Raw genomic sequence first — 22,811 nt, 5'->3', positions numbered from 1 at the left:
TCCAGCTTCTCATATCATTATTTCGTTTCCAAAAATTTACCCCAAACACGATCATAATCTAGCTTCTCTTCCTCGTTCATCTCAACTAAAGGAAGTCTCAAGGAGCCAACCTCTAAGCCAATTTTAGAAAGTGCATATTTTACAACTACAGGATTCGGATGTTGAAATAATGCTTTTATGACTGGCAAGATTTGTTGATGGATTTTAGCAGCTTTAGCATGTTCTCCTTGATGAAACAGTTGTATCATTTCCTGCATTTCGTTACCAATAACGTGAGAAGCGACTGAAATAATCCCTTTCCCCCCAATTGAAAGTAAAGGTAAGGTTAGGCCGTCGTCCCCGCTGTACACAAGGAAATCCTCATTTGTTTCGGCTAAGATTTTGGTCATCTGATCCAGGCTGCCGCTAGCTTCTTTTACAATTTGAATAGATGGTATCTTACTAAGGGAAATAATTGACTCTGGCTCCAAATTGACTACTGATCGCCCAGGGATATTATAAACAACAATAGGAAGAGTAGTAGCTGAAGCAATAGCCTCAAAATGGGCAATCATTCCTCGTTGATTGGGCTTATTGTAATAAGGAGTTACTATCATCAAAGCATCTACTCCGAGCGCTTCCGCCTTTTGCGAAAGCTCAATGGATGCAGCTGTATTATTGCTTCCAGTACCAGCAATGATTGGTACTCTTTTATTAACCTTTTCCACTACAAATTGTATAAGTTCTAATTTCTCATTTGTTGATAATGTCGGAGATTCCCCAGTCGTACCACTAACTACAAGAGAATCAGTTCCATTCGAAAGCAAGTGCTCTATAAGTATTTCAGTATTATGATAGTCAATAGAACCGTCTGAACTAAACGGTGTAACCATTGCTGTAGAAACATTTCCTATATTCATTCAACCACACCTCTTATTTAATTCTCTATATTTAATAGAAAAGCGCAGGCGCCTATGTCTGCCCCGACAGGCAAATGGGGAAATGCGAGGAGGCAGTTCCTCAGCCACCGCAGTATTTTCCCATTTGATCCTGAGGGGCAAGGCGCCGGAGCTAGACAATAAGAAAAGCGCAGGCGCCTATGTTTGCCCGACAGGAAAATGGGGATAGCGAGGAGGCAGTTCCTCAGCCACCACAAACGCTTTTATTTGCGACGAGCTTGCGCAGGAGCAGCTTATATCCATTTGACCCGTGGGGCTAGGCTGCTAGCGCTTTTCCAAATGAATAGAGAAAAAACTCTCTCTAAAAATCTAAATATATTTAATGGAGTATATTTCATCATTATTAAAGGCAAGCGGTGCTACAAGTAGGGATAAGAGAAAGCTTAACACCACAACCACTTGGAAGTGATGGGTGGTTCCTTATCGATCCCCCCACAAACAAGCGACCTCTTAGATAAGCTAAAAACTATTCTTGCTTACAATATTTTCTCTTCGATTAATGCTTCAGCAATTTGAATGGAGTTTAGAGCAGCACCTTTTAATAGGTTGTCAGAAACAATCCACATATGGAAACCATACTCGTTAGAAGGATCTTTTCTAATACGTCCAACGAAAACTGCATCTTCATCTTCTGAGAAATAAGGCATTGGGTATTGTTGCTCATTCGGATTATCTTGAAGAACAATTCCCTCTGCTTCAGATAACAATTGTTTAATATCAAAAACGGATACGTTCTCTTTATCTACCTCTATATACACAGATTCAGAGTGTCCTGTTACAACAGGCACCCTTACACAGGTAGCGGCAATCGAAAGTTCCGGTAGTGACATAATTTTTTTTGTTTCATTCATCATTTTGTGCTCTTCAAATGTAAAACCATCTTCATTAAAGACATCAATTTGAGGAATTACGTTACCTGCAATTGGATAATGCTTCTCCGCACTTTTTACAGGTAAAACTTCAGGATTTGGTTGTCTTTCTATTATTCTCTCACTTTGAGCTGTCAATTCTTGAATAGCTGCAGCCCCAGCTCCTGATACTGCTTGATAAGTCGAAACGATGACCTTTGATAGCCCATAATGCTTACGAATTGGTTCTAATGCAACAACCATCTGAATAGTAGAACAATTAGGATTAGCAATAATCCCTTGCTGCTCATTTAAAGCATATTTATTCACTTCTGGTACTACTAGCGGAACATCCGGATCCATTCGAAATGCGCTCGTATTATCTATTACTATAGCGCCTCTCTTACTAGCTTCCTTAGCCAATGCTTTTGAAATAGAGCCCCCCGCAGAAAAAAATGCTATATCAACACCTTCGAAAGCTTCTGGTGTAGCTTCTTCTATTGTATAAATTTTTCCGTCAATATCAATCTGTTTTCCTGCAGACTTTTTGGAAGCTAATAACTTCAAGTTAGAAAAAGGAAAGCTTCTCTTAACTAGTTGCTCTATAATTTTTTGACCTACAGCACCTGTAGCTCCTACAATAGCTGTTGTATATTTTTTTGACATGCAAAGCTCTCCTCTCAAAAATCAAAACATATTGGCGATATTGTATCATAAATTAAATAATAATACACTATTTTTAATATTTATAATTGATAGGCAATGAGTAAAGGCTGAATTTGCTTTGCATTTATTGCGTGTTCAACAGTAGGTACAATCTTTGTGAAATCTGCAATTAAAGAATTAGGTTTTTTATATGGATTGTCTTGACCAAAGGGGATAAAATAAATATTTTTTGTAGTGAGCAGCTTCATGATATTCGTTCCATTTAAGCCTAATGCATCGTTTGTGGATATACCTAGCACAACAGGCTTTCCATTACGCAAGGTGGCCTTAGCAGCCATTAATACAGGTGAGTCTGTTTGTGCATTAGCTAACTTACTTATGGAGTTACCCGTCATTGGTGCAATAACCATACAGTCTAGTGGATTAGTAGGACCAAAAGGCTCTGCCTCTACTATCTTGGAAACTACCTTATTGCCACTAGCTGCCTCTATTTTTTCTACCCACTCTTCTCCTGTACCGAAACGAGTAGCAGCTGTTAAAACTGAAAAAGTGATGATTGGTACAACTGTCGCACCAACATCCGTAAATTGCTTAATCATTGGTATCACTTCCTCATACGTACAATGAGAAGCGGTGATTCCTAGACCAATACGTAGACCTTCTAACACTATTTTTCCTCCTCTAAAAAGCAAGATGCTTCAAAACAGACCTGGCAAGTAATTGTCCTGCATCTTGCGGAAAGTACATACCTGGCAAGCTGGTGGAGAGACTGTAATTCAGAGGGATGTTATTTTCGTTATCCAAGAGACAGCCCGGATTGGAGGCAAGGTCAAAAACTCGACTGAAAGAGGCTGCATATTCATTATTTAACCATTTGGTAGGGATTGTATTAACCAGATAGGCGTCCTCACCTTGTTGGTCCAAGACGTTATCTAGGGTTACTATTTGATAGCCAGAGCTTTTAGCTTCGTAAAGTTGAAGCTCCGATCTAACAGAGATAATAACTTCGGCTCCCAAATGATGCAATGCAAGTGCTAATCTTTTACCTACCCTTCCGTATCCGGTAATTATGAATTTTTTGTTATAAATTGCTTGTTTTTCATATAAGTAAAAATAATTGATAAAGCCCTCAGCAGTGAGGTTGGCATTTTCCCAAATCCATTCTTCGTCCTCTAAATAATAAAAGGGCTGAATAGTATCTTTTTTAGATTCCCTATCAATGCTTTCGTTTGTTTTACCTATAAAAAGGGTTTGACAACTGGGAGGCAATTCCAAGGAGCAATCTGTTTGGATTGGCTGAATCGGTAAAAAAATAACCTCTGGCTCATATGCAAAAATAGTTTCTCTGAGTTCTGTATCCCATGTCATCGTTGGATACAATTGAGTATCTAGATAGTCAGACACAGATTGTTGCAAAAAATTTAAGCGTGGGTCTGTTCCGATAATTGCAATTTTTTTCTTCATGGGTATACACTTGTTTCTATCGAAGAGTCAGTTTCATTGAACAAAATTCGATCTTTACCAATAAGAATTATTTCTTCCCAGGATATAAACTCTTTTCTCCTAGGAGCTTTATTGGATTGAAAAAAAGATGAAGATTTTTGATATAATTCAAACCCAAGTATTTTACCCGTTTGTGGATTAAATAATAATTCAGTGTCTGCCAGCCTTCCATATCTCGATCCATCTTTCACTTGAATAAGCTCTTTTTCTGCAAGTTCCGAAAGTAACAATCTGTCCCCTCCTCATTTAATCTCTACTTATGTATATGCCATCTTTAATACAAAGTGAATTAAAAACCCATTAAAATAATAGGCTCCTAGTACAACTATAGGGGAGGATATTTTTTTAAATAAACAAGAAAAGCGCAACCGCCTGTCTCTGCCCCGACAGGCAAATGGGGAAAAGCGAGGAGGCAGCTCCTCAGCTACCGCAGCTTTTATCCATTTGACCCCGAGGGGCTAGGCGGTGGAGCTAGACATCAATTTATCAACAGGTGCAAAATTTTATAATTTCCTAATCTATAAAAAAGACGTCGATTAACACTCGACGTCTTTAGGCATAATTACAGAAATAGCAGGCTTATGAGAGAATATTTCTTTTGTAAGGTCCATTACGGACTCCAAAGTAACTTCATCAATTGAATCGCTTACTTCATCTAATGAGCGATGCTTGCCATATAATAATTCATTTTTACCGTTTCTGTTCATTCTAGAGTTTGAGCTTTCCAGTCCTAACAAAAGGTTTCCTTTGAGCTGTTCTTTAGCGTTTGAAACTTCTGTCTCCGTAAAGCCGTGCTCCAGAACAGTTTGAATCGTTTCATTAATAGAGCTCTTTAATTCTTCTAATTGATTGCAAGAGGTTCCGCCATAAATGGCAACAACTCCCGTATCTTCGTATGATGAATGATACGAGTATATAGAATAGGCAAGCCCTTTTTCTTCTCGAATTTCTTGGAAAAGTCTTGAGGACATGCTTCCACCTAGTATATTATTCAAAACTACAAGACTGTATATCTTGTCCGCCTTTACACTAAGCCCAGGATAAGCTAAACATAAGTGGGCTTGCTCTGTATCCTTATGGCTTTCCGTATACACAGGCTTAATAGCAGGTGTGCTAAATTGTGTCACCTCTGAGATTGGTTGCATAAAATCACCAAACAATGACTCTATATAGTCTAATAGATCCTCAGAAATGTTACCTGCTACTGAAATTACAATATTTTTCGGTGTGTAGTGTTTTTCCATATACGATATGATGGATTCCCTTGAAAATGTATTTAAGGTATCTTCGGTCCCTAATATAGGAGCACCTAATGGATCATTCGGGAACATAGCCTGCCAAAGATACTCATGTACGATATCATCAGGTGTATCTTCTACCATTTTGATTTCCTCTAATACTACTTGTCGTTCTTTGTCTAATTCGATTGGATCGAATGTGGAGTTAAAAAACATATCTGAAAGTATTTCAACAGCATATTTTGCATGGTGATCGAGAACCTTTGCATAGTAGCAAGTATTTTCTTTTGAAGTAAAGGCGTTAATGTTTCCACCAATTCGATCGAACTCTTCAGCGATTTGTCTAGCTGTTCTAGTATTAGTTCCTTTAAATAACATATGCTCAATAAAATGAGTTAAACCATTTTCCTCTGGCAATTCATACCTTGAACCAGCTTGAACCCATATGCCTACTGCAACAGATCGCACATGTGGAATATGCTCATGCACTATACGCAACCCATTCTTACACGTTTTCTTCTTTATCAATATAGCACCTCTATCTAATCTATTCATTTATTTTTTATTTGGCTAGCTCCTTCGCCTTGCCCCTCGGGGTCAAATGGATAAAAGCTCCGGTGGCTGAGGAACTGCCTCCTCACTTTTCTCCATTTACCTGTCGGGGCAGAGATAGGCGATTGCGCTTTTCTTGATGGCTAGCTCCTTCGCCTTGCCCCTCGGGGTCAAATGGGTAAAAGCTCCGGTGGCTGAGGAGCTGCCTCCTCACTTTTCTCCATTTGCCTGTCGGGGCAGAGATAGGCGATTGCGCTTTTCTTGATGGCTAGCTCCTTCGCCTTGCCCCTCGGGGTCAAATGGGTAAAAGCTCCGGTGGCTGAGGAGCTGCCTCCTCGCTTTTCCCCATTTGTCTGTCGGGGCAGGGATAGGCACGCTTTTCTATTTCATTTAAAAAAGTTGCCGTAGATTGGATCTACGGACAACCTTTTGTTTACGTATATTTTAATTATTAGTTATCTTGTTGTTCTGCGCGTTCTTTTTCTTCTTTAATTACTACTTTACGAGATAAGTTAACGCGACCTTGGTTGTCGATTTCAATAACTTTTACTAAAAGCTCGTCGCCAAGTTTCAGAACGTCTTCTACGTTTTTCGTACGTTCTTCTTGAATTTCAGAGATATGAAGCAAGCCATCTTTACCGTTGAAGATTTCAACAAATGCACCAAATTTTTCAATACGTTTCACTTTTCCTAAGTAGTATTCTCCTACTTTAGCTACACGCACGATGTCTTCAATAATTTGTTTTGCACGAGCAATCATTTCTTCATCTGCTGAAGCGATATAAATTGTACCATCTTGCTCTGTATCAATTTTTACGCCAGTTTCATCAATGATTTTGTTGATTTGTTTACCACCCGGTCCAATAACATCACGGATTTTGTCTGGATTAATCTTAATAACTGTAATTTTTGGTGCATATTTAGATAAGCTTTGGCGTGGCTCACCAATAGTGGCAAGCATACTTTCTAAAATTTGCATACGTCCAATTTTAGCTTGCTCAAGAGCTTCCTCTAAAATTGTTTTAGATAATCCATCTATTTTGATATCCATTTGAAGTGCTGTAATCCCTTTAGAAGTACCTGCTACTTTAAAGTCCATATCCCCAAGGTGATCTTCCATTCCTTGAATATCAGTTAGGATTGTGTAATGCTCTCCTTTTTTAACAAGTCCCATTGCTATACCAGCAACTGGAGCTTTAAGTGGAACACCAGCATCCATCATAGCAAGTGTAGAAGCACAAATACTTGCTTGTGAAGTAGAACCATTTGATTCTAACACCTCAGCAACTAAGCGAAGCGTATATGGGAAATCATTTTCGTCTGGAATAACTGCTTCTAATGCACGTTCACCTAAGGCACCATGACCAATTTCACGACGACCTGGAGCACGGATTGGACCAGTTTCACCCACACTGAATTGTGGGAAATTATAATGGTGCATAAAGCGTTTAGATTCCTCTAAGCCAATACCATCAATAATTTGCACATCACCTAGCGGTCCTAATGTACAAATACTCAATGCTTGAGTTTGTCCACGTGTGAATAGACCAGAACCATGCGTACGAGGTAAAACACCTACTTCAGAAGATAATGGACGAATCTCAGCTACTCCACGACCATCTGGACGCACTTTTTCTTCTGTGATTAAACGACGTACTTCTTCTTTAACCATTGCATCTAGAATTTCACGTACCTGCTTCAATGTTTCATCTGTCGCTTCTTTTTCTTTATATTGTTCTAATACTTCATTTTTCACTTCAGAGATTGCATCTTCACGTGCATGCTTTTCTTGTACTTGGATAGCTTGTACTAGTTTAGCTTCACATAGTTCTTTTATTTCAGCAAAAAGTTCTTTATCTAGTTCAAATAAAGGAATGTCTTTTTTCTCTTTACCGATTTCTGCAACAATTTTTTCTTGGAATTCGATTAACTTAACGATTTCACTATGCCCAAACATAATTGCTTCTAAAACGACTTCCTCAGAAACTTCTTTAGCTCCTGCCTCTACCATGTTAATCGCATCTTTTGTTCCAGCAACTGTTAAATCTAATATACTCTTTTCCATTTGTTCTACTGTTGGATTAATGATGAAATCATCACCGATTAAACCTACCTGTACACCTGCAATTGGTCCATCAAACGGAATGTCGGATACACTTAGTGCTAAAGAAGAACCTAGCATTGCAGCCATCTCAGAAGAACAGTTTTGGTCTACTGACATAACAATAGAGATTACCTGAACTTCATTACGGAAGCCATCCGGGAATAATGGGCGAATTGGACGGTCGATTAAACGGCTTGTTAAAATCGCTCTTTCAGAAGGACGACCTTCACGCTTAATAAATCCACCAGGAATTTTACCAACGGCATATAATTTCTCTTCATAGTTCACTGTTAATGGAAAGAAATCTAAATTCTTTGGTTGTTTAGATGCAGTCGCTACTGATAATACGCTAGTATCACCATATCTTACTAGAACTGCCCCATTCGCTTGTTTTGCAAGTTGTCCAATTTCTACTTGCAATGGACGGCCTGCCCATTCGTGTGTAAATACTTTCTTTTCACTCATTAATCTGGACTCCTCTCAACTTCAAAAAACTTCTTTTTAATTAGCTATAATAAATTTTTCGACAATCCTAAGAAAGATTCCTTCTCATTAGAAGTGCACACTTTCACAAATCATCTACTATTTCTATACAACTTGAAATATAACGCAGTCTAATGTTTAGCGCGCTATAGTGGTTATATGTATCATAAGTAGTGTATCAAAAATATCGGAACTATGCGAAATATTTTACTAAAAAAACAGAAATTACTTGCTAATACTAATATATAATATTTTCCCTAATATATTAAAATTTATACCAATAGAAAAAGCGGGATAAATCCCGCTTTCCTAGGTGTATCTTATCGACGTAAACCAAGTTTTGCGATTAGTTCACGGTAACGTTGTACTTCGTTTTCACGTAAGTATTTTAATAAGTTACGACGACGTCCAACCATTTTGAATAGACCACGACGTGAGTGATGATCTTTCTTATGTGTACGTAAATGTTCGTTTAAAGAGTTAATCTCTTCTGTAAGGATTGCGATTTGAATATCTGCAGATCCTGTATCGCTTTCGTGAGTTCTGTACTCAGCGATTAGTTCATTTTTGCGTTCTTGTGTAATTGCCATGTAGGTTTCCTCCTAATATTCTTAATATCCCCTGTTCCTGAGCAATCGTTGGAGAATCGAAAAAGCCAAGGAAAGGTTAAGTACATTTTGTACTTATAAAGAATAGCATAATCTGTTACGTGAAGCAACTTTTATAGATGCTTCTTCTCCAAATATAGTAGCAGTTTGTCTGAAACAATTGGTTCAAAAATTATAATTTGAAGTAATCAATAGCAACTTGCTTATCCTTGCCGATTTGTTCTTTAAGCTCTACAATTCCACTGAATTTTTGCTCAGCACGTATGCGCTTGTACCAATGGACTGCCACTTCTTCACCATAAATAGATTGGTCAAAGTTAATGATATGTACTTCAATAGACAATTTTTTTTCATCAGGATTATTGAATGTAGGCTTATATCCTACATTACACACTCCCTCATACCATTGCTCCTGAACGCGTATCTTCACTGCGTAAACACCTATAGCCGGTATAAACTGACCTTCTTTTGGTTGAATATTAGCAGTAGGAAAATCAATCGTTCTTCCGCGCTTATCACCATGTACCACGACACCTGTAAGCATAAATGGGCGACCTAAAAGTTCTTTTGCGTCTTCCACGTTACCTTCTTTAAGTGCTCCACGTATTCTAGTAGAACTAATTTTATCGCCTTCCATTTCTTGTTTACCTACTACAGAAACAGAGTACTCTCCAGCAGAAAGATCCGCCATATCCTTCATTGTCCCTTTACCAAAAGCACCAAAAGAAAAATCAAAACCAGCAGTAACATGCTTTACATTAGCTCGTTTAATGAAAGATTCTATAAATTCAACCGGTGTTAGCTTTGCAAAGTCAGATGTAAATCTCACTACAAACAGTGTATCTACGTTCATTTGTTCCAGAATATCAATTTTCTGCTCCAAGGGAGTTATATAAAATACCTGTTCCTTCCTTCCACCTAAAACAAGAGAAGGATGTGGATCAAATGTCATTACAGCTGTTTTTAGATTCATTTCATTCCCTTTGTCCAAGGCTTCTTGAATGACAGCTCGATGACCTAAATGAACACCATCAAAAAAGCCGATTGCTAGGGAAAATTCTTCATTGTTCTTTATGTTATATAAATGGTTTGGATAAGATAAATGATAAACGTTCATATTATACTCCTTTTTCTGATGAAAACATTTTTTCTGGTTTCATCATACCATTTTTTGTTGGATGTTTAATATAAACTGCAACTGGTTGCCCTTCCTCTGTAAAAACAACTTTGTCATTAGTATTGAGGAGAGGGTGTAACTCTAAGACGGCTCCATTCGCAATCCATTTCTTTAACGAATCATCCATTTCTTGAGATGGCCATTTCGCGAGTGCATGCTTAATAGGTAATATATTGTTATCCAATACACCCTCTTCCAAAGCTTCTTGTACCTCTTGAAGGGTTAAACAATGTGACTTAGTAAAGTTCCCTGATGCTGTACGAACAAGTGAAGACATATGTGCAGGATAACCTAAAAGCTCACCTATTTGTACTGCAAGTGTACGTATATATGTACCTTTACTGCAACCAATTTCTATTTGAAAGGAAATTTCTTGACCTGAAAAAAGATCATCTTCATCTAAAAGATTTAAATAATGTATAGTCACCTGTCTACTAGGTCGCTCTACCTCTTTACCTTCGCGGGCATATTCATATAACTTTTTACCATTAACTTTAACCGCAGAAAACATTGGAGGAGTTTGAGTAATCTGTCCAGTCAGCTGTTGAAGGACACTTTTTATTTGATCTATAGAGAATTGTTTTTCACTTGAATCTACCTTTACTACGTCACCATCTGCATCCTCAGTAGTCGTAGATGATCCTATAGTTACAGTAGCTACATAGGTTTTTCCTTCATTCATTATATACTCGGATACTTTAGTAGCTTGACCAAGACAAATTGGCAATACACCTTCTACACTTGGATCTAATGTTCCTGTATGGCCAATCCGTTTCATCTTCAATATTTTGCGTAATTTAAAAACGCAGTCATGTGAGGTCATTCCTTTTTCTTTCCATAAAGGCAATATTCCTTCATACATCATGCTCACCCCATTTTTCAAAAATACACGAAAGAAGTCTGCTCAATTTAAGCAGACTTCTTTGTATTATGTGTTATTCCTCATTTGAAGATTGGTTAATCTGTCTTAATAGATTATCGATACGATTTCCATATGCTGCAGATTCATCAAACTCAAATAATAATTCTGGCGTTACACGTAATCTAATACGCTGTCCTATTTCCGAACGTATGAAGCCTTTAGCTTTTTCTAAAGCTCTTAAGGTATCGTTACGGTCTCCATCTAGTACGGTAATATAAATAGTCGCTTGTTGTAGGTCTCCTGTAACTGCTACATCTGTAACTGTTACAAATCCTATACGAGGATCCTTTAATTTACGTCCTATGATTTCACCTAACTCTTTTTTCATTTGTTCGGCAACTCGGTTCGCACGCATTGACATAATTGCTACACCTCATTTTCATCATAAATATTCTTTGTTGATTTCAATACATTCCCATTCAGGGTTAGATTCTAAAAACCTAATGGCCATCATTAGCTCGCGTTCGACCGCACGCTTGTCAGAAGCAATGGCAACTATTCCAATTTTGGTACGTTGCCACACATCCTGGTGATCTAACTCTGAAACAGAAACATTAAATTTTTGTTTGGTTCTAGTGAGCATTCGTTGTAGAACTGCTCTTTTTTCTTTCAATGAATGTGCAGTAGGAATAAGAAATTCACACTCTGCATAGACAATCATTAGCGTTTAATTTCTTCCATAATGTAAGCTTCGATAATATCGTTTTCTTTTACATCATTAAAGTTTTTAATCGTTATCCCACACTCATAGCCTTTTGCAACTTCTTTTGCATCGTCTTTAAAGCGTTTTAACGTATCTAATTCACCTTCAAAAATAACGATACCATCACGAATTACTCGCACTCCGCTATCACGTGTAATTTTACCTTCTGTTACATAGGATCCTGCGATAGTTCCTACTTTAGAAACTTTAAAGGTTTCACGAATCTCTGCTTGACCAATGATTTTCTCTTGGAATTCTGGATCCAATAGGCCTGTCATTGCAGCTTCGATTTCTTCAATTACTTTGTAGATAATACGGTGAAGACGAATATCAACACCCTCTTGTTCTGCTGCACGTTTAGCATTTGTATCTGGACGAACGTTAAATCCGATTACAATTGCATTGGAAGCAGCTGCAAGACTAATGTCTGATTCAGTAATTGCTCCTGCACCCGTGTGGATAATACGTACATTTACACCCTCAACTTCGATTTTCATAAGTGAAGCTGCCATTGCTTCCACAGTACCTTGAACGTCTGCTTTAACAATTAGGTTAAGTTCTTTCATTTCACCTTGTTTCATTTGATCAAACAAGTTATCTAATGTTACTCGTGATTTTTCAGAGCGTTGGCTCACTTGAGCATGAGATGCACGCGTTTCCCCTACTTGACGAGCAGTTTTTTCATCTTCAAATACAACGAAACGGTCTCCTGCTTGTGGTACTTCGTTTAATCCTGTAATTTCTACAGGAGTAGAAGGACCTGCCTCTTTCACACGACGACCTAAATCATTGACCATTGCACGAACACGCCCAAAAGCATGCCCTACTACGATTGGATCTCCAACTTTTAATGTACCATCTTGAACTAATAACGTTGCAACAGAACCTCTACCTTTGTCTAATTGAGCTTCAATTACTGTTCCTAAAGCAAGACGTTTTGGGTTAGCTTTAAGCTCAGCAACCTCGGAAACAAGTAGAACCATTTCAAGTAGGTTGTCGATACCATCACCTTTTAAAGCAGAAATTGGTACGAAGATTGTGTCTCCACCCCATGCTTCTGGTACTAAACCGTGCTCTGTAAGCTCTTGCATTACGCGATCAGGATTAGCAGATGGTTTATCCATTTTGTTAACTGCTACGATAATTGGAACTTCAGCTGCTTTGGCATGGTTAATAGCTTCTACTGTTTGAGGCATTACACCATCATCAGCTGCTACTACTAAAATGGTCAAATCAGTTATTTTCGCTCCACGTGCGCGCATCGTTGTAAATGCAGCATGTCCTGGAGTATCTAAGAAAGTAATCTTTTTGCCATTGTCTACCACTTGGTATGCACCGATATGCTGAGTGATACCGCCTGCTTCTCCAGCAGTTACTTTTGTGTGTCTAATTGAATCTAGAAGAGTTGTTTTACCATGGTCAACGTGTCCCATGATTGTAACTACTGGTGGGCGTTCACCCATGTTAACAGCATCTTCTTCAACAGGAGCTTCGAAATGAACTTCTAAATCGGTAATATCGATTTTAATTTCTTCTTCCACTTCTACACCGTAGTCTGCACAAATTAGTTCAATAGCATCCTTATCAAGTTCCTGGTTAATTGTTGCCATTACACCAAGTAAGAACAATTTTTTAATGATTTCTGCAGGCTCACGACCTAATTTTTTAGCTAGCTCTGTAACTGTAAGAGATTCCGTAAAGGTAATTCTTTCTGGAAGTTCTCTTTCTTTTCTTGGAACTGGTGGTTGAACAGGAGTAGTTGGTCCTTTTCTACGTTTGTTGAATCGGCCACCTGGTCTATTTTGTCCACCTGGTCTGTTTTGGTTTTGGCCACCCGGACGATTTTGTCCACCTGGTTTGTTATTATTAGTAAAGGTTTTCTTGGGTTGGTTGTTTGAACCTTGAGTATTAGAACCTTGAGTATTGGACTGACTTCCTGGTCTTTGCTGAGACTGACCAGCATTAGATGGACGTGATTGCCCTTGTGATGATGGTCTAGATTGATTTTGGTTATTTGGTCTTTGTTGACCTTGGGAAGCTGGTCTAGATTGGTTCTGATTACTTGGTCTTTGCTGTCCTTGTTGACCTTGTGAAGACGGTCTAGACTGGTTTTGGTTATTTGGTCTTTGCTGTCCTTGTGATGCTGGTCTAGATTGGTTCTGATTACTTGGTCTTTGTCCTTGGCTAGCAGGTTTAGACTGTTGTGAATTAGAATTGTTTCCAGCTCCACCTTTTTTATAAATGCCGTCTAATTTACTTACAGCATCTCCTTCAAGCGTAGACATATGATTCGTTACTGTTATATTCAACTTTCCTAGTTGCTCTATAACTTCTTTACTCGATTTATTAATTTGTTTCGCGTATTCATGAACTCTGATTTTAGTCATTAGCTCACCCCCGGTTATATTCGTTGAGAAGGCCGGACAGTTTTTTAGCGAAACCGTCATCCATAATGGCTATTGCCACTCTGGCCTCTTTTCCCGTCGCATGTCCGAGATCGTGCCGGTCTCCAAAGACATGCAGCTCAACGTTAAAAGATGCACATTTATCATTCAATTTTTTAGCAGTATTATGTGAAGCATCGTTAGCTAATATAACTAGCTTTGCTTTCTTACTTCTAATTTCTTTTACGACTAACTCTTCACCAGAAATCGTTTTTCTAGCTCTAGTGGCGAGTCCTAATAGTTGCGTAATTTGTTGTTCTATATTCATTTCAACTTTTCTCTTTCAATCATGACGATTAACTCGTCATATATTTCATTTGGAATGCTTGCTTCTAAATGATTACCTAAAGAATTCTTTTTCTTCGCTTGGTTAACAGCTTCTACGGTTTTAGAGACGTACGCACCACGACCAGATTTTTTTCCTGTTGGGTCCACGCTAACCTCGCCTTCCTTAGAACGAACTACTCGAATCATTTCTTTTTTAGGAAACATTTCTCCAGTAGCAACACATTTTCGTAATGGGATTTTTTTTTGAGTGGCCATACTAAATCAGCCTCCTATTCTTACTCTTCGTCTTTGTAAAAATCAAAATCATCCATATCATTTTCTAATTCTTCTACAATTAGCTGTGGAGAATTCTCGTTAGGATAAATTCCTAGCTCTCTAGCATCAGTTTCACTTTTAATATCAATTTTCCAGCCAGTTAGCTTAGCTGCAAGTCTTGCATTTTGGCCTCTTTTACCAATAGCTAGGGATAATTGATAATCTGGTACTACTACAGTAGTGGATTTTTCTTCTTCATTTACTTGAACATCTAAAACTTTCGAAGGACTAAGTGCATTTGCAACGAAAACAATCGGATCTTCTGACCATTCAACAATGTCAATTTTTTCTCCGCTTAGTTCGTTTACAATCGTTTGAACACGAGCACCTTTCGCACCTACACATGAGCCAACTGGATCAATTTCTTCGTTATGTGCAAACACAGATATTTTTGAACGATCTCCAGCTTCACGAGCGATAGATTTAATCTCTACAATACCTTCGAAAATTTCAGGTACTTCCATTTCAAATAAGCGACGAAGTAATCCTGGATGTGTTCTTGAAACAAACACCTGTGGTCCACGAGTTGTTCGTTCAACCTTTGTAATATACACTTTGATACGATCATGGGGACGATATGTTTCAGTTGGAATTTGTTCGTTTACTGGTAAAACAGCTTCCACTTTCCCTAATCCTACATATATATTACGCGCATCTAGTCGTTCAACGATACCATTTACTATATCGTCTTCACGATCAACATACTCTTCGTATATTAATCCTCGTTCAGCCTCACGAACTCTTTGCGTTACAACTTGTTTCGCTGTTTGTGCAGCAATGCGGCCGAAATTACGTGGAGTAACCTCTTCTTCCACTACATCTCCAATTGTATAATGTGGATTAATAGCTTGTGCATCCTCTAAAGAGATCTCTAAACGACCATCTCCTACTTCTTCAACTACATCTTTTCTTGAATAAACGATCATCGAACCATTCGCTAAATTAATGTCGACGCGAACATTCTGAGCTTGATTGAAATTTCTTTTATAAGCCGTAACTAAAGCAGCTTCGATTGCCTCGATTAATACATCTCTTGAAATCCCTTTTTGTTTCTCTAGCGCTGTTAACGCATCTAATAACTCACTACTCACAGCCACCACTCCTCAATATACATTATGCAGAGAAATCGATTGCTAAACGAGCTAGCGCAATTTTCTCTTTTTCAATTTGAATTTTTACTCTTCTTGTTTTGATGCGAATTTCTATTAAAGCGCCTTCTTCTGCAGTATAAGAAAGTAATGTTCCTTCAAACTCTTTTGCACCATTAATCTGCTCATAAGTTTTAATAAAAACATATTTCCCTACAGCTGCAATAAAATCAGCTTCTTTTTTCAATGGACGCTCTGCCCCTGGAGAGGAAACTTCTAAAAAGTAATTTTCCTTAATAGGATCTTCTTCGTCCAGCTTTTCGCTTAGTTTGTTGCTTACTTGTGCACATTGTTCAATATCGATTCCACCAGTTGGTGTATCGACATACACACGTAAAAACCAATCGCGACCTTCTTTTACATATTCAATATCAACGAGCTCTAAGTTCATTTCTTGTAAAATCGGTAAAACAAGCTCTTCCATTTTACTAGTTATATTACTCATAAAGGCCTCCTTACAAAACCGTGATTTTCTATATAACAACAGAAAAGAGCGGGAAATCCCACTCTTTCGTCACAGAACTATGAAACATTGGTAGATTTATCTTACCATACCATAGGTTTGTTTGCAAATTAGTGACTAAAACAACGAAAGCTGATTTGCTTCAGGAAGCCCTTCTAGGCAACCCATTGCATCTAAATAATCAATGATTGTTTTGGATACTTTTCCTCTTTGCTGTAAATCCTCTTTAGAGAGAAATTCACCATTTTTGCGAGCATTAACAATTTGAACTGCTACATTTGTCCCTAACCCTGGCACTGCATCAAAAGGTGGTATTAATGTATTACCTTCTATAGTAAACTCATGCGCTTTGGATTTATAAAGATCAATCTTTTGCATCTTAATGCCACGCTCTGACATTTCTAGGGAAAGCTCTAGCACTGTAGCTAAACTTTTTTCTTTGTTAGATGCTTCTAATCCCTTAGCATTAATCTCATCTAACTTAGCTCTTATCGTATGAGAGCCATTTACAATAGAGATCAAATCAAAGTCTGACGCTCGTACAGTAAAATATGCCGCATAATATAGTATTGGGAAATGAACTTTAAAATATGCAATACGAACAGCCATTAAAACATAGGCAGAGGCATGCGCTTTTGGGAACATGTATTTAATCTTTTTACACGATTCAATATACCAGTTGGCTACACCTTTCGATTTCATCTCTGCTTCAAACTCAGGCGTTAAACCTTTCCCTTTACGTACAGATTCCATAATTTTAAACGCAAGTGATGGCTCAAGTCCCTGATAAATCAAATAGACCATAATGTCGTCACGACAACCGATTACATCAGAAAGCTGACAGGTGCCTGCTTGTATAAGCTCTTGAGCATTGCCTAACCAAACATCCGTCCCATGGGACAGTCCGGAAATCTGAACAAGCTCGGAAAAAGTAGATGGCTTTGTTTCTTCAAGCATTTGTCTAACGAAACGGGTCCCAAATTCTGGGATGCCGAGGGTTCCAGTTTTACAATCGATTTGTTCTGCTGTGACACCAAGTGACTCTGGCCCACTAAATATTTTCATCACTTCAGGATCATCTGTTGGAATTGTTTTAGGATCAATTCCAGATAAATCTTGGAGCATACGAATGACCGTTGGATCATCGTGTCCTAATATATCCAGCTTAAGTAGATTATCGTGAATGGAATGGAAGTCAAAGTGTGTCGTTTTCCATTCAGAATCTTGAGCATCTGCTGGGAACTGAATTGGTGAAAAATCATAAATATCCATATAGTCAGGTACAACGATAATACCGCCGGGATGTTGCCCTGTAGTTCGTTTTACTCCTGTACATCCTTGTACGAGGCGATCGATTTCAGCTCCACGTAAATTTATATTGTTATCATTCATGTAGCCTCTGACGTACCCATAAGCAGTTTTCTCTGCAACAGTTCCTATCGTTCCCGCTCTAAAAACATATTCTTCCCCAAACAGTTCCTTCGTATAATTATGTGCGATTGGTTGATATTCTCCACTAAAGTTTAAGTCGATATCTGGTACCTTATCGCCTTTAAATCCTAAGAATGTTTCGAATGGAATATCTTGTCCTTCTTTTACATAAGGTGTATCACATTTTTCACAGTTGGCATTTGGTAAATCGAATCCAGAGCCGACTGAGCCGTCTTGGAAGAACACCGAATGCTTACAGTTTGGGCAGACATAATGAGGAGGCATAGGATTGACCTCTGTTATATCCATTAATGTTGCTACAAGGGACGAGCCTACAGAACCACGAGAACCAACTAAGTAACCATCATCTAAAGATTTCTTTACTAGCTTATGAGAGATTAGATAGATAACGGCAAAGCCATGTCCGATAATTGAGGTAAGTTCTTTTTCTATACGAGCTTCCACAATCTCAGGTATATTCTCTCCATAAATTTCTTTTGCTTTGGTATAGGTCAGTTCTCTAACCTCTTCATCCGCACCTTCAATTTTTGGAGTATATAAATCGTCTTTAATCGGTTTTATGTCTTCTATTGAGTCCGCAATTTTATTAGGGTTTGTTATAACTATCTCTTTTGCTAGCTCTTCCCCTAAGAAGGAGAAGGCATCAAGCATTTCATTTGTCGTTCTAAAATGTACTTTAGGAAGCTCATGCCTATTAAGCGGGTTTGCCCCCCCTTGTGAATTGACAAGAATTTTTCGGAACATTGCATCATTCTCATGTAAATAATGTACGTTACCTGTCGCTACTACTGGTTTTCCCAGCTTTTTCCCTACTTTAATTAATTTACGAATAATATCTTCTAGATTCCACTCATCTCTTACTAGTTCCATTTCTATTAAATGAGCATAGACTTCTTTCGGATGAACCTCCAGATAATCATAGAAACTTGCAATCTCCTCAACCTTTTCTAACGGCTTTTGCATGAGTCCCTCAAATACCTCACCTCTATCGCAGCCAGAGCCAATGATCAATCCAGCTCTATGCTTTTGTAGTACTGAACGCTTAATACGTGGAACTCGATAGAATGTTGTTGTATGTGACAAGGACACTAGCTTAAATAGATTTTTAAGCCCCTCATCATTAACAGCTAAAATTGTGCAGTGAGATGGTCTAGCTCTTTTGTATGAATCACCTTGGCCGATGTGCTTGTTAAAGTCATCATGATAATGAATATTGTTTTCTTCAGCTTCTTTTAGTAGGTGAAGAAGTAAATAGCCAGTTGCTTCACAGTCAAAAATTGCTCGGTGGGCCTGTGTTAATTCAATATTAAACTTTTTGGCTAGAGTACCTAGTTTATGTGTTTTCATCTCTGGATGTAAAAACCTAGCCAGCTCTAACGTATCAATTACTGGATGATCAAAGTGATCAATGCCACACTTTCTATACCCCTCGTATAAAAAGCCCATATCAAATGATGCGTTATGGGCAACAATTATGCCGTCTCCAATAAACTCATGAAAATCCCGTATAACGTCTTCTATTTCTGGTGCATTGCGAACCATATCATCTGTGATACCTGTAAGCTCAATTGTTGTAGCTGATAAAGCATGATGTGGATTCGCAAATCTTTCAAACTTATCTATAATATTGCCATTTTGCATTTTAACTGCAGCAAGCTCAATGATTTTGTCATATGTGGCGGATAAACCGGTTGTTTCTACGTCAAAAACTATATAAATTGCATCCTCAAGTGGGATATGCTGCTCGTCATAAGCTATTGGAACACCGTCATGAATTAGATTAGCTTCTAGTCCATATAAAATTTTAATGCCATTCTTTTTACCAGCAGCATACGCTTCCGGAAATGATTGCACATTCGCATGGTCCGTTATGGCTACTGCCTGGTGGCCCCACTTTGCTGCTTGAGAAACTAACGCCGATACAGAAGAAACCGCATCCATTTGACTCATCGGAGTGTGCATATGTAACTCGACTCTTTTTTCTTTTGCAGTATCATATCTTAGTACAGGGTTAATCTCACACATATCTTGAGCCATAATGATTAAATCACGCACAAATGTATCGTTTTGAACTGATCCTCTTACCTTTATCCACATTCCTTTTTTAAGGCGCTCCATCATTCCAGCGTCTTCTTTGTCGCGAGAGAACATTTTTACAAGAATAGAATCTGTGTAGTCAGTGACCTTAGCCGTCAATAGAGATCTACCACTTCTCAGCTCTTTCACCTCGACATCAAACACAAAGCCTTCAATCGTTACACGGCGCTCTTCATCTTGTATAGAACGTATCTCCACACTTGCCTCTTCTTTTTTCAGTGGAGTACCTAGCTGGAATGGACCATCTTCGCTGGCTTCACCACTATCCTGACGAGAGTCTCTCTTTTGCATATCTTCTAAAGCCTTTTTCCCAAGTTGCTCTTCTTCCATTCTTCGTTGTTCTAAAAAAGCTACCTGTGCTTCAGCTAAAGCCTCTGTATCCTCGACTAACTTAAAATCTATCGCAAGTTTAGGAAAACCAAAGCTCTCATATACACTTGCAATTTGTTCAATATATTTCTTTTTAAAAGTACGTTGTTGTAATTCTTGTCCGCATGTCAGCTGAATCATCTGACCATTCCACTCGGGCTCTTGACCAAGTAGACAATCTTTTAAAGGAGGAGCCATGTCGCTCAACTCTTTAAGTACACTTGTCCAATAAGCTTTTATGAGCGATTCTGTTACTTCTGGATGCTCACAATTGATTTCTAAATATATTGTAGCAATCCCTTGAAATTTTTCTTCTAGTCTTGATTGGAATTGGTTATAGACATCGATAGGAAGAACGGCAGCTATATTGATTTGAAAATGCCATTGTCTTTGTTTTTTATGAACTGTAAATCTTGTAATAGAAGCATTTTCGAAATGCTTAACAACAGTGTCTTCGGTCAACTCTAGCTGTTGCAACAATAGATGCATTCTCATTTTGCCATCTTGCATATTACCTATCCCCCCTTATTTTAAAATTAATTCTATATATTTTATTTGTTTTTGAATGCGATTATTCTTTTAGACATCCTATTCCCAACGAAATAGCAGACGGGGAGAGGAAAATCAATGAAATCATTATTTATTCTTTTTCTTAAAAATCTTTGTTAAAGATTTGGGTTTATTTTGACTAACAATTCTTTTTAATAGTGACTGTAAACATAAACAAAGGTAAAAACATAAATAGATTTTGAAATTGGGGCTGGTGACCGTTTTTCAGCTTTGTTAATGCAAGTAATTGATAAGCACTTTTCGATACATTAAAGCTGTTCTCATTTATTGATTGGAAGCGACAGAAGGCGACTCCTGTGGGATGAGTGAGACAGATAAGACATCACAACCACGCGCGTAAGCGATAGCTGATGGCTTATCGATCAACCCACGGAAAGCGTCCGGCTGGCGCGGAAATCAATTCCACACTCTGGTTTAAAGATTTCTTTGCATCATAAATCAGCCCTAATCTTTCACATAGCCTTCTTAAATAAGATTCTTTTATATAAAGTACTATATTAAACATTATTATAGATTAAATTGAACCATTAACAGAAAAAGAAAGGAAGTTCAGCTACTCGAACTCCCCCTCTAACATATTCTATCAAATCTATAAACAAAAAGATTGCCCAGTATTCACCAAGTTACTCTATAGGAAGAATCGTTGTATATCATTCCAGGTAACTACTACCATCAGTATCATTAGAAGCATGATTCCAACAAAATGAACCATTCCTTCCTTCTGTTTATCAATTGGTTTTCCTCTTACTGCTTCAAATAGGAAGAACAATAATCTACCACCATCTAGTGCAGGTAGTGGTAACAAATTCATAATTCCTAGATTTATACTTAACGCTGCCGCCCAGTACATAAGATTAAATACTCCTAATTGTGCTACTGTATCTGTTGCTTGATATATGCCCACTGGACCAGACAAGTCATCTATACTAAATGAACCGGTTATTAATGTACCTAAAATAGTAAATATTCGTTTCGTCAATTCATAGGTTTGTTCCGCTCCAAAGGCTATTGCTCCTATTGGATTTTTCTCATAAGGACTTTGATACGTGACGCCGATTTGTGTGACTTTCCCTTCTTCTGTAGATACTTCTTTTGGAGTAATCATCAGTTCTTCCATCATACCATCTCGTTCTACGACGAAAGTCATCGGCTCGTTTGCACTTTCTCTCACAGCATTCGATAGCTGCTCCCATTCTGTAATTTGCACTCCGTCGATTTCTTTAACTAAATCGCCGTCTTTCATACCTGCCATTTCAGCTGGGCTATCATCCACTACTGTCGTAATGATAGGCTCATTAGTTGGAATACCTTGTATCAGTCCTAGAGCTAAAAATATAAAGAAAGCTAATATAAAGTTAAACAAAGGTCCCGCAAAAATCGTTAGAGCACGTTGTCCAACTGTTTTTGAACCAAATTGTCGATCGTAAGGGGCTATAAATGTTTCTGTATTATTCTCAATGATAACAGCGTTTCTTGCCACTTGATAACGAACTAAACGCTCTTCCTCATCATAGCCTTCAATATACATGTCCTTCATCAAATCTGATCTTTCTACTTCTAAAAAGAGCATATCAGGAAACTGTTTATTTTGGTTAAGTACGATTTGATCGATTTTGTTATCCTTGTTTACGCGAATACCTAGACGATAACCAGGCTGCAATTCTACGGAATCTAAATCTTCTCCAGCCATCCGTACATATCCACCCATTGGTAATAAACGGATTGTGTACAGAGTTTCGCCTTTAGTCATACCAAATATTTTAGGACCAAAGCCAATAGCAAACTCTCGAACCATTATTCCAGCTCTTTTGGCAAATATAAAATGCCCTAGCTCATGAAAAAAAACAATACTTCCAAATATGATTATAAACGCAATGGCTGTTTCCATTATACCCCACCTTTTTCTCCTGCTTATCTTTCCTC

Annotated in this window: 19 protein-coding genes; all 19 read right to left on the bottom strand. The window is 38.1% G+C overall.

Annotated elements, in window-relative coordinates:
* Positions 1-17: 17 nt before the first annotated feature.
* Complete coding sequence (dapA, locus tag NSQ95_RS06750) at positions 18-899, bottom strand: 4-hydroxy-tetrahydrodipicolinate synthase (protein ID WP_340883963.1); 882 nt, start codon at positions 897-899, stop codon at positions 18-20.
* A gap of 515 nt (positions 900-1,414) precedes the next feature.
* Positions 1,415-2,452 (bottom strand): aspartate-semialdehyde dehydrogenase, encoded by a 1,038-nt coding sequence (locus tag NSQ95_RS06745; RefSeq protein ID WP_342560520.1) that lies wholly within the window; start codon positions 2,450-2,452, stop codon positions 1,415-1,417.
* Positions 2,453-2,532: 80 nt separating this feature from the next.
* Positions 2,533-3,120 carry a dipicolinate synthase subunit B gene (locus NSQ95_RS06740; RefSeq protein ID WP_169358640.1) on the bottom strand — a complete coding sequence of 196 codons (588 nt, stop codon included), beginning with the start codon at positions 3,118-3,120 and terminating at the stop codon, positions 2,533-2,535.
* A 13-nt stretch (positions 3,121-3,133) separates the two neighbouring features.
* Positions 3,134-3,916, bottom strand: coding sequence for an NAD(P)-dependent oxidoreductase (locus NSQ95_RS06735; protein ID WP_342560519.1), 783 nt, complete (start codon positions 3,914-3,916; stop codon positions 3,134-3,136).
* Complete coding sequence (locus tag NSQ95_RS06730) at positions 3,913-4,185, bottom strand: YlmC/YmxH family sporulation protein (protein WP_169358638.1); 273 nt, start codon at positions 4,183-4,185, stop codon at positions 3,913-3,915. Before NSQ95_RS06730 ends, NSQ95_RS06735 begins: the two co-directional genes overlap by 4 nt.
* 306 nt (positions 4,186-4,491) lie before the next feature.
* A complete protein-coding gene (locus NSQ95_RS06725) occupies positions 4,492-5,721 on the bottom strand; it encodes a pitrilysin family protein (protein WP_342560518.1) in 1,230 nt (409 codons plus the stop codon).
* 475 nt (positions 5,722-6,196) lie between these two features.
* Positions 6,197-8,314: a polyribonucleotide nucleotidyltransferase gene (pnp, locus tag NSQ95_RS06720; protein ID WP_340883973.1), complete on the bottom strand. Its 2,118-nt coding sequence runs from the start codon at positions 8,312-8,314 to the stop codon at positions 6,197-6,199.
* A gap of 338 nt (positions 8,315-8,652) precedes the next feature.
* Positions 8,653-8,922 (bottom strand): 30S ribosomal protein S15, encoded by a 270-nt coding sequence (gene rpsO / locus NSQ95_RS06715; protein WP_169358635.1) that lies wholly within the window; start codon positions 8,920-8,922, stop codon positions 8,653-8,655.
* A 190-nt stretch (positions 8,923-9,112) separates the two neighbouring features.
* The gene (ribF, locus tag NSQ95_RS06710) at positions 9,113-10,057 is read right to left on the bottom strand and encodes a riboflavin biosynthesis protein RibF (RefSeq protein WP_340883977.1); all 945 of its coding nucleotides are present in this window, start codon (positions 10,055-10,057) and stop codon (positions 9,113-9,115) included.
* Position 10,058: 1 nt separating this feature from the next.
* A complete protein-coding gene (truB, locus tag NSQ95_RS06705; RefSeq protein WP_342560792.1) occupies positions 10,059-10,979 on the bottom strand; it encodes a tRNA pseudouridine(55) synthase TruB in 921 nt (306 codons plus the stop codon).
* Positions 10,980-11,052: 73 nt separating this feature from the next.
* Positions 11,053-11,400 carry a 30S ribosome-binding factor RbfA gene (gene rbfA, locus NSQ95_RS06700; RefSeq protein WP_298472615.1) on the bottom strand — a complete coding sequence of 116 codons (348 nt, stop codon included), beginning with the start codon at positions 11,398-11,400 and terminating at the stop codon, positions 11,053-11,055.
* A gap of 21 nt (positions 11,401-11,421) precedes the next feature.
* Positions 11,422-11,700: a DUF503 family protein gene (locus NSQ95_RS06695; protein ID WP_340883979.1), complete on the bottom strand. Its 279-nt coding sequence runs from the start codon at positions 11,698-11,700 to the stop codon at positions 11,422-11,424.
* Complete coding sequence (gene infB / locus NSQ95_RS06690; protein ID WP_340883981.1) at positions 11,700-14,129, bottom strand: translation initiation factor IF-2; 2,430 nt, start codon at positions 14,127-14,129, stop codon at positions 11,700-11,702. The genes NSQ95_RS06695 and infB overlap by 1 nt, the downstream gene beginning before the upstream one ends.
* Before the next feature lie 4 nt (positions 14,130-14,133).
* The gene (locus tag NSQ95_RS06685) at positions 14,134-14,454 is read right to left on the bottom strand and encodes a YlxQ family RNA-binding protein (protein ID WP_169358630.1); all 321 of its coding nucleotides are present in this window, start codon (positions 14,452-14,454) and stop codon (positions 14,134-14,136) included.
* Positions 14,451-14,729: a YlxR family protein gene (locus tag NSQ95_RS06680; RefSeq protein ID WP_251552889.1), complete on the bottom strand. Its 279-nt coding sequence runs from the start codon at positions 14,727-14,729 to the stop codon at positions 14,451-14,453. Before NSQ95_RS06680 ends, NSQ95_RS06685 begins: the two co-directional genes overlap by 4 nt.
* Before the next feature lie 20 nt (positions 14,730-14,749).
* Positions 14,750-15,880, bottom strand: coding sequence for a transcription termination factor NusA (gene nusA, locus NSQ95_RS06675; protein WP_340883985.1), 1,131 nt, complete (start codon positions 15,878-15,880; stop codon positions 14,750-14,752).
* A gap of 22 nt (positions 15,881-15,902) precedes the next feature.
* Positions 15,903-16,382 (bottom strand): ribosome maturation factor RimP, encoded by a 480-nt coding sequence (gene rimP / locus NSQ95_RS06670; RefSeq protein ID WP_169358627.1) that lies wholly within the window; start codon positions 16,380-16,382, stop codon positions 15,903-15,905.
* A 135-nt stretch (positions 16,383-16,517) separates the two neighbouring features.
* Entirely contained in the window at positions 16,518-20,837 is a 4,320-nt protein-coding gene (locus tag NSQ95_RS06665; RefSeq protein WP_342560791.1) for a PolC-type DNA polymerase III, read from the bottom strand.
* A gap of 679 nt (positions 20,838-21,516) precedes the next feature.
* Entirely contained in the window at positions 21,517-22,776 is a 1,260-nt protein-coding gene (rseP, locus tag NSQ95_RS06660) for an RIP metalloprotease RseP (RefSeq protein WP_342560517.1), read from the bottom strand.
* Positions 22,777-22,811 lie beyond the last annotated feature (35 nt).

The organism is Psychrobacillus sp. FSL W7-1457 (genome assembly GCF_038593405.1).
GTDB lineage: Bacteria > Bacillota > Bacilli > Bacillales_A > Planococcaceae > Psychrobacillus.
This window is presented reverse-complemented; position numbering and strand designations above follow the sequence as displayed.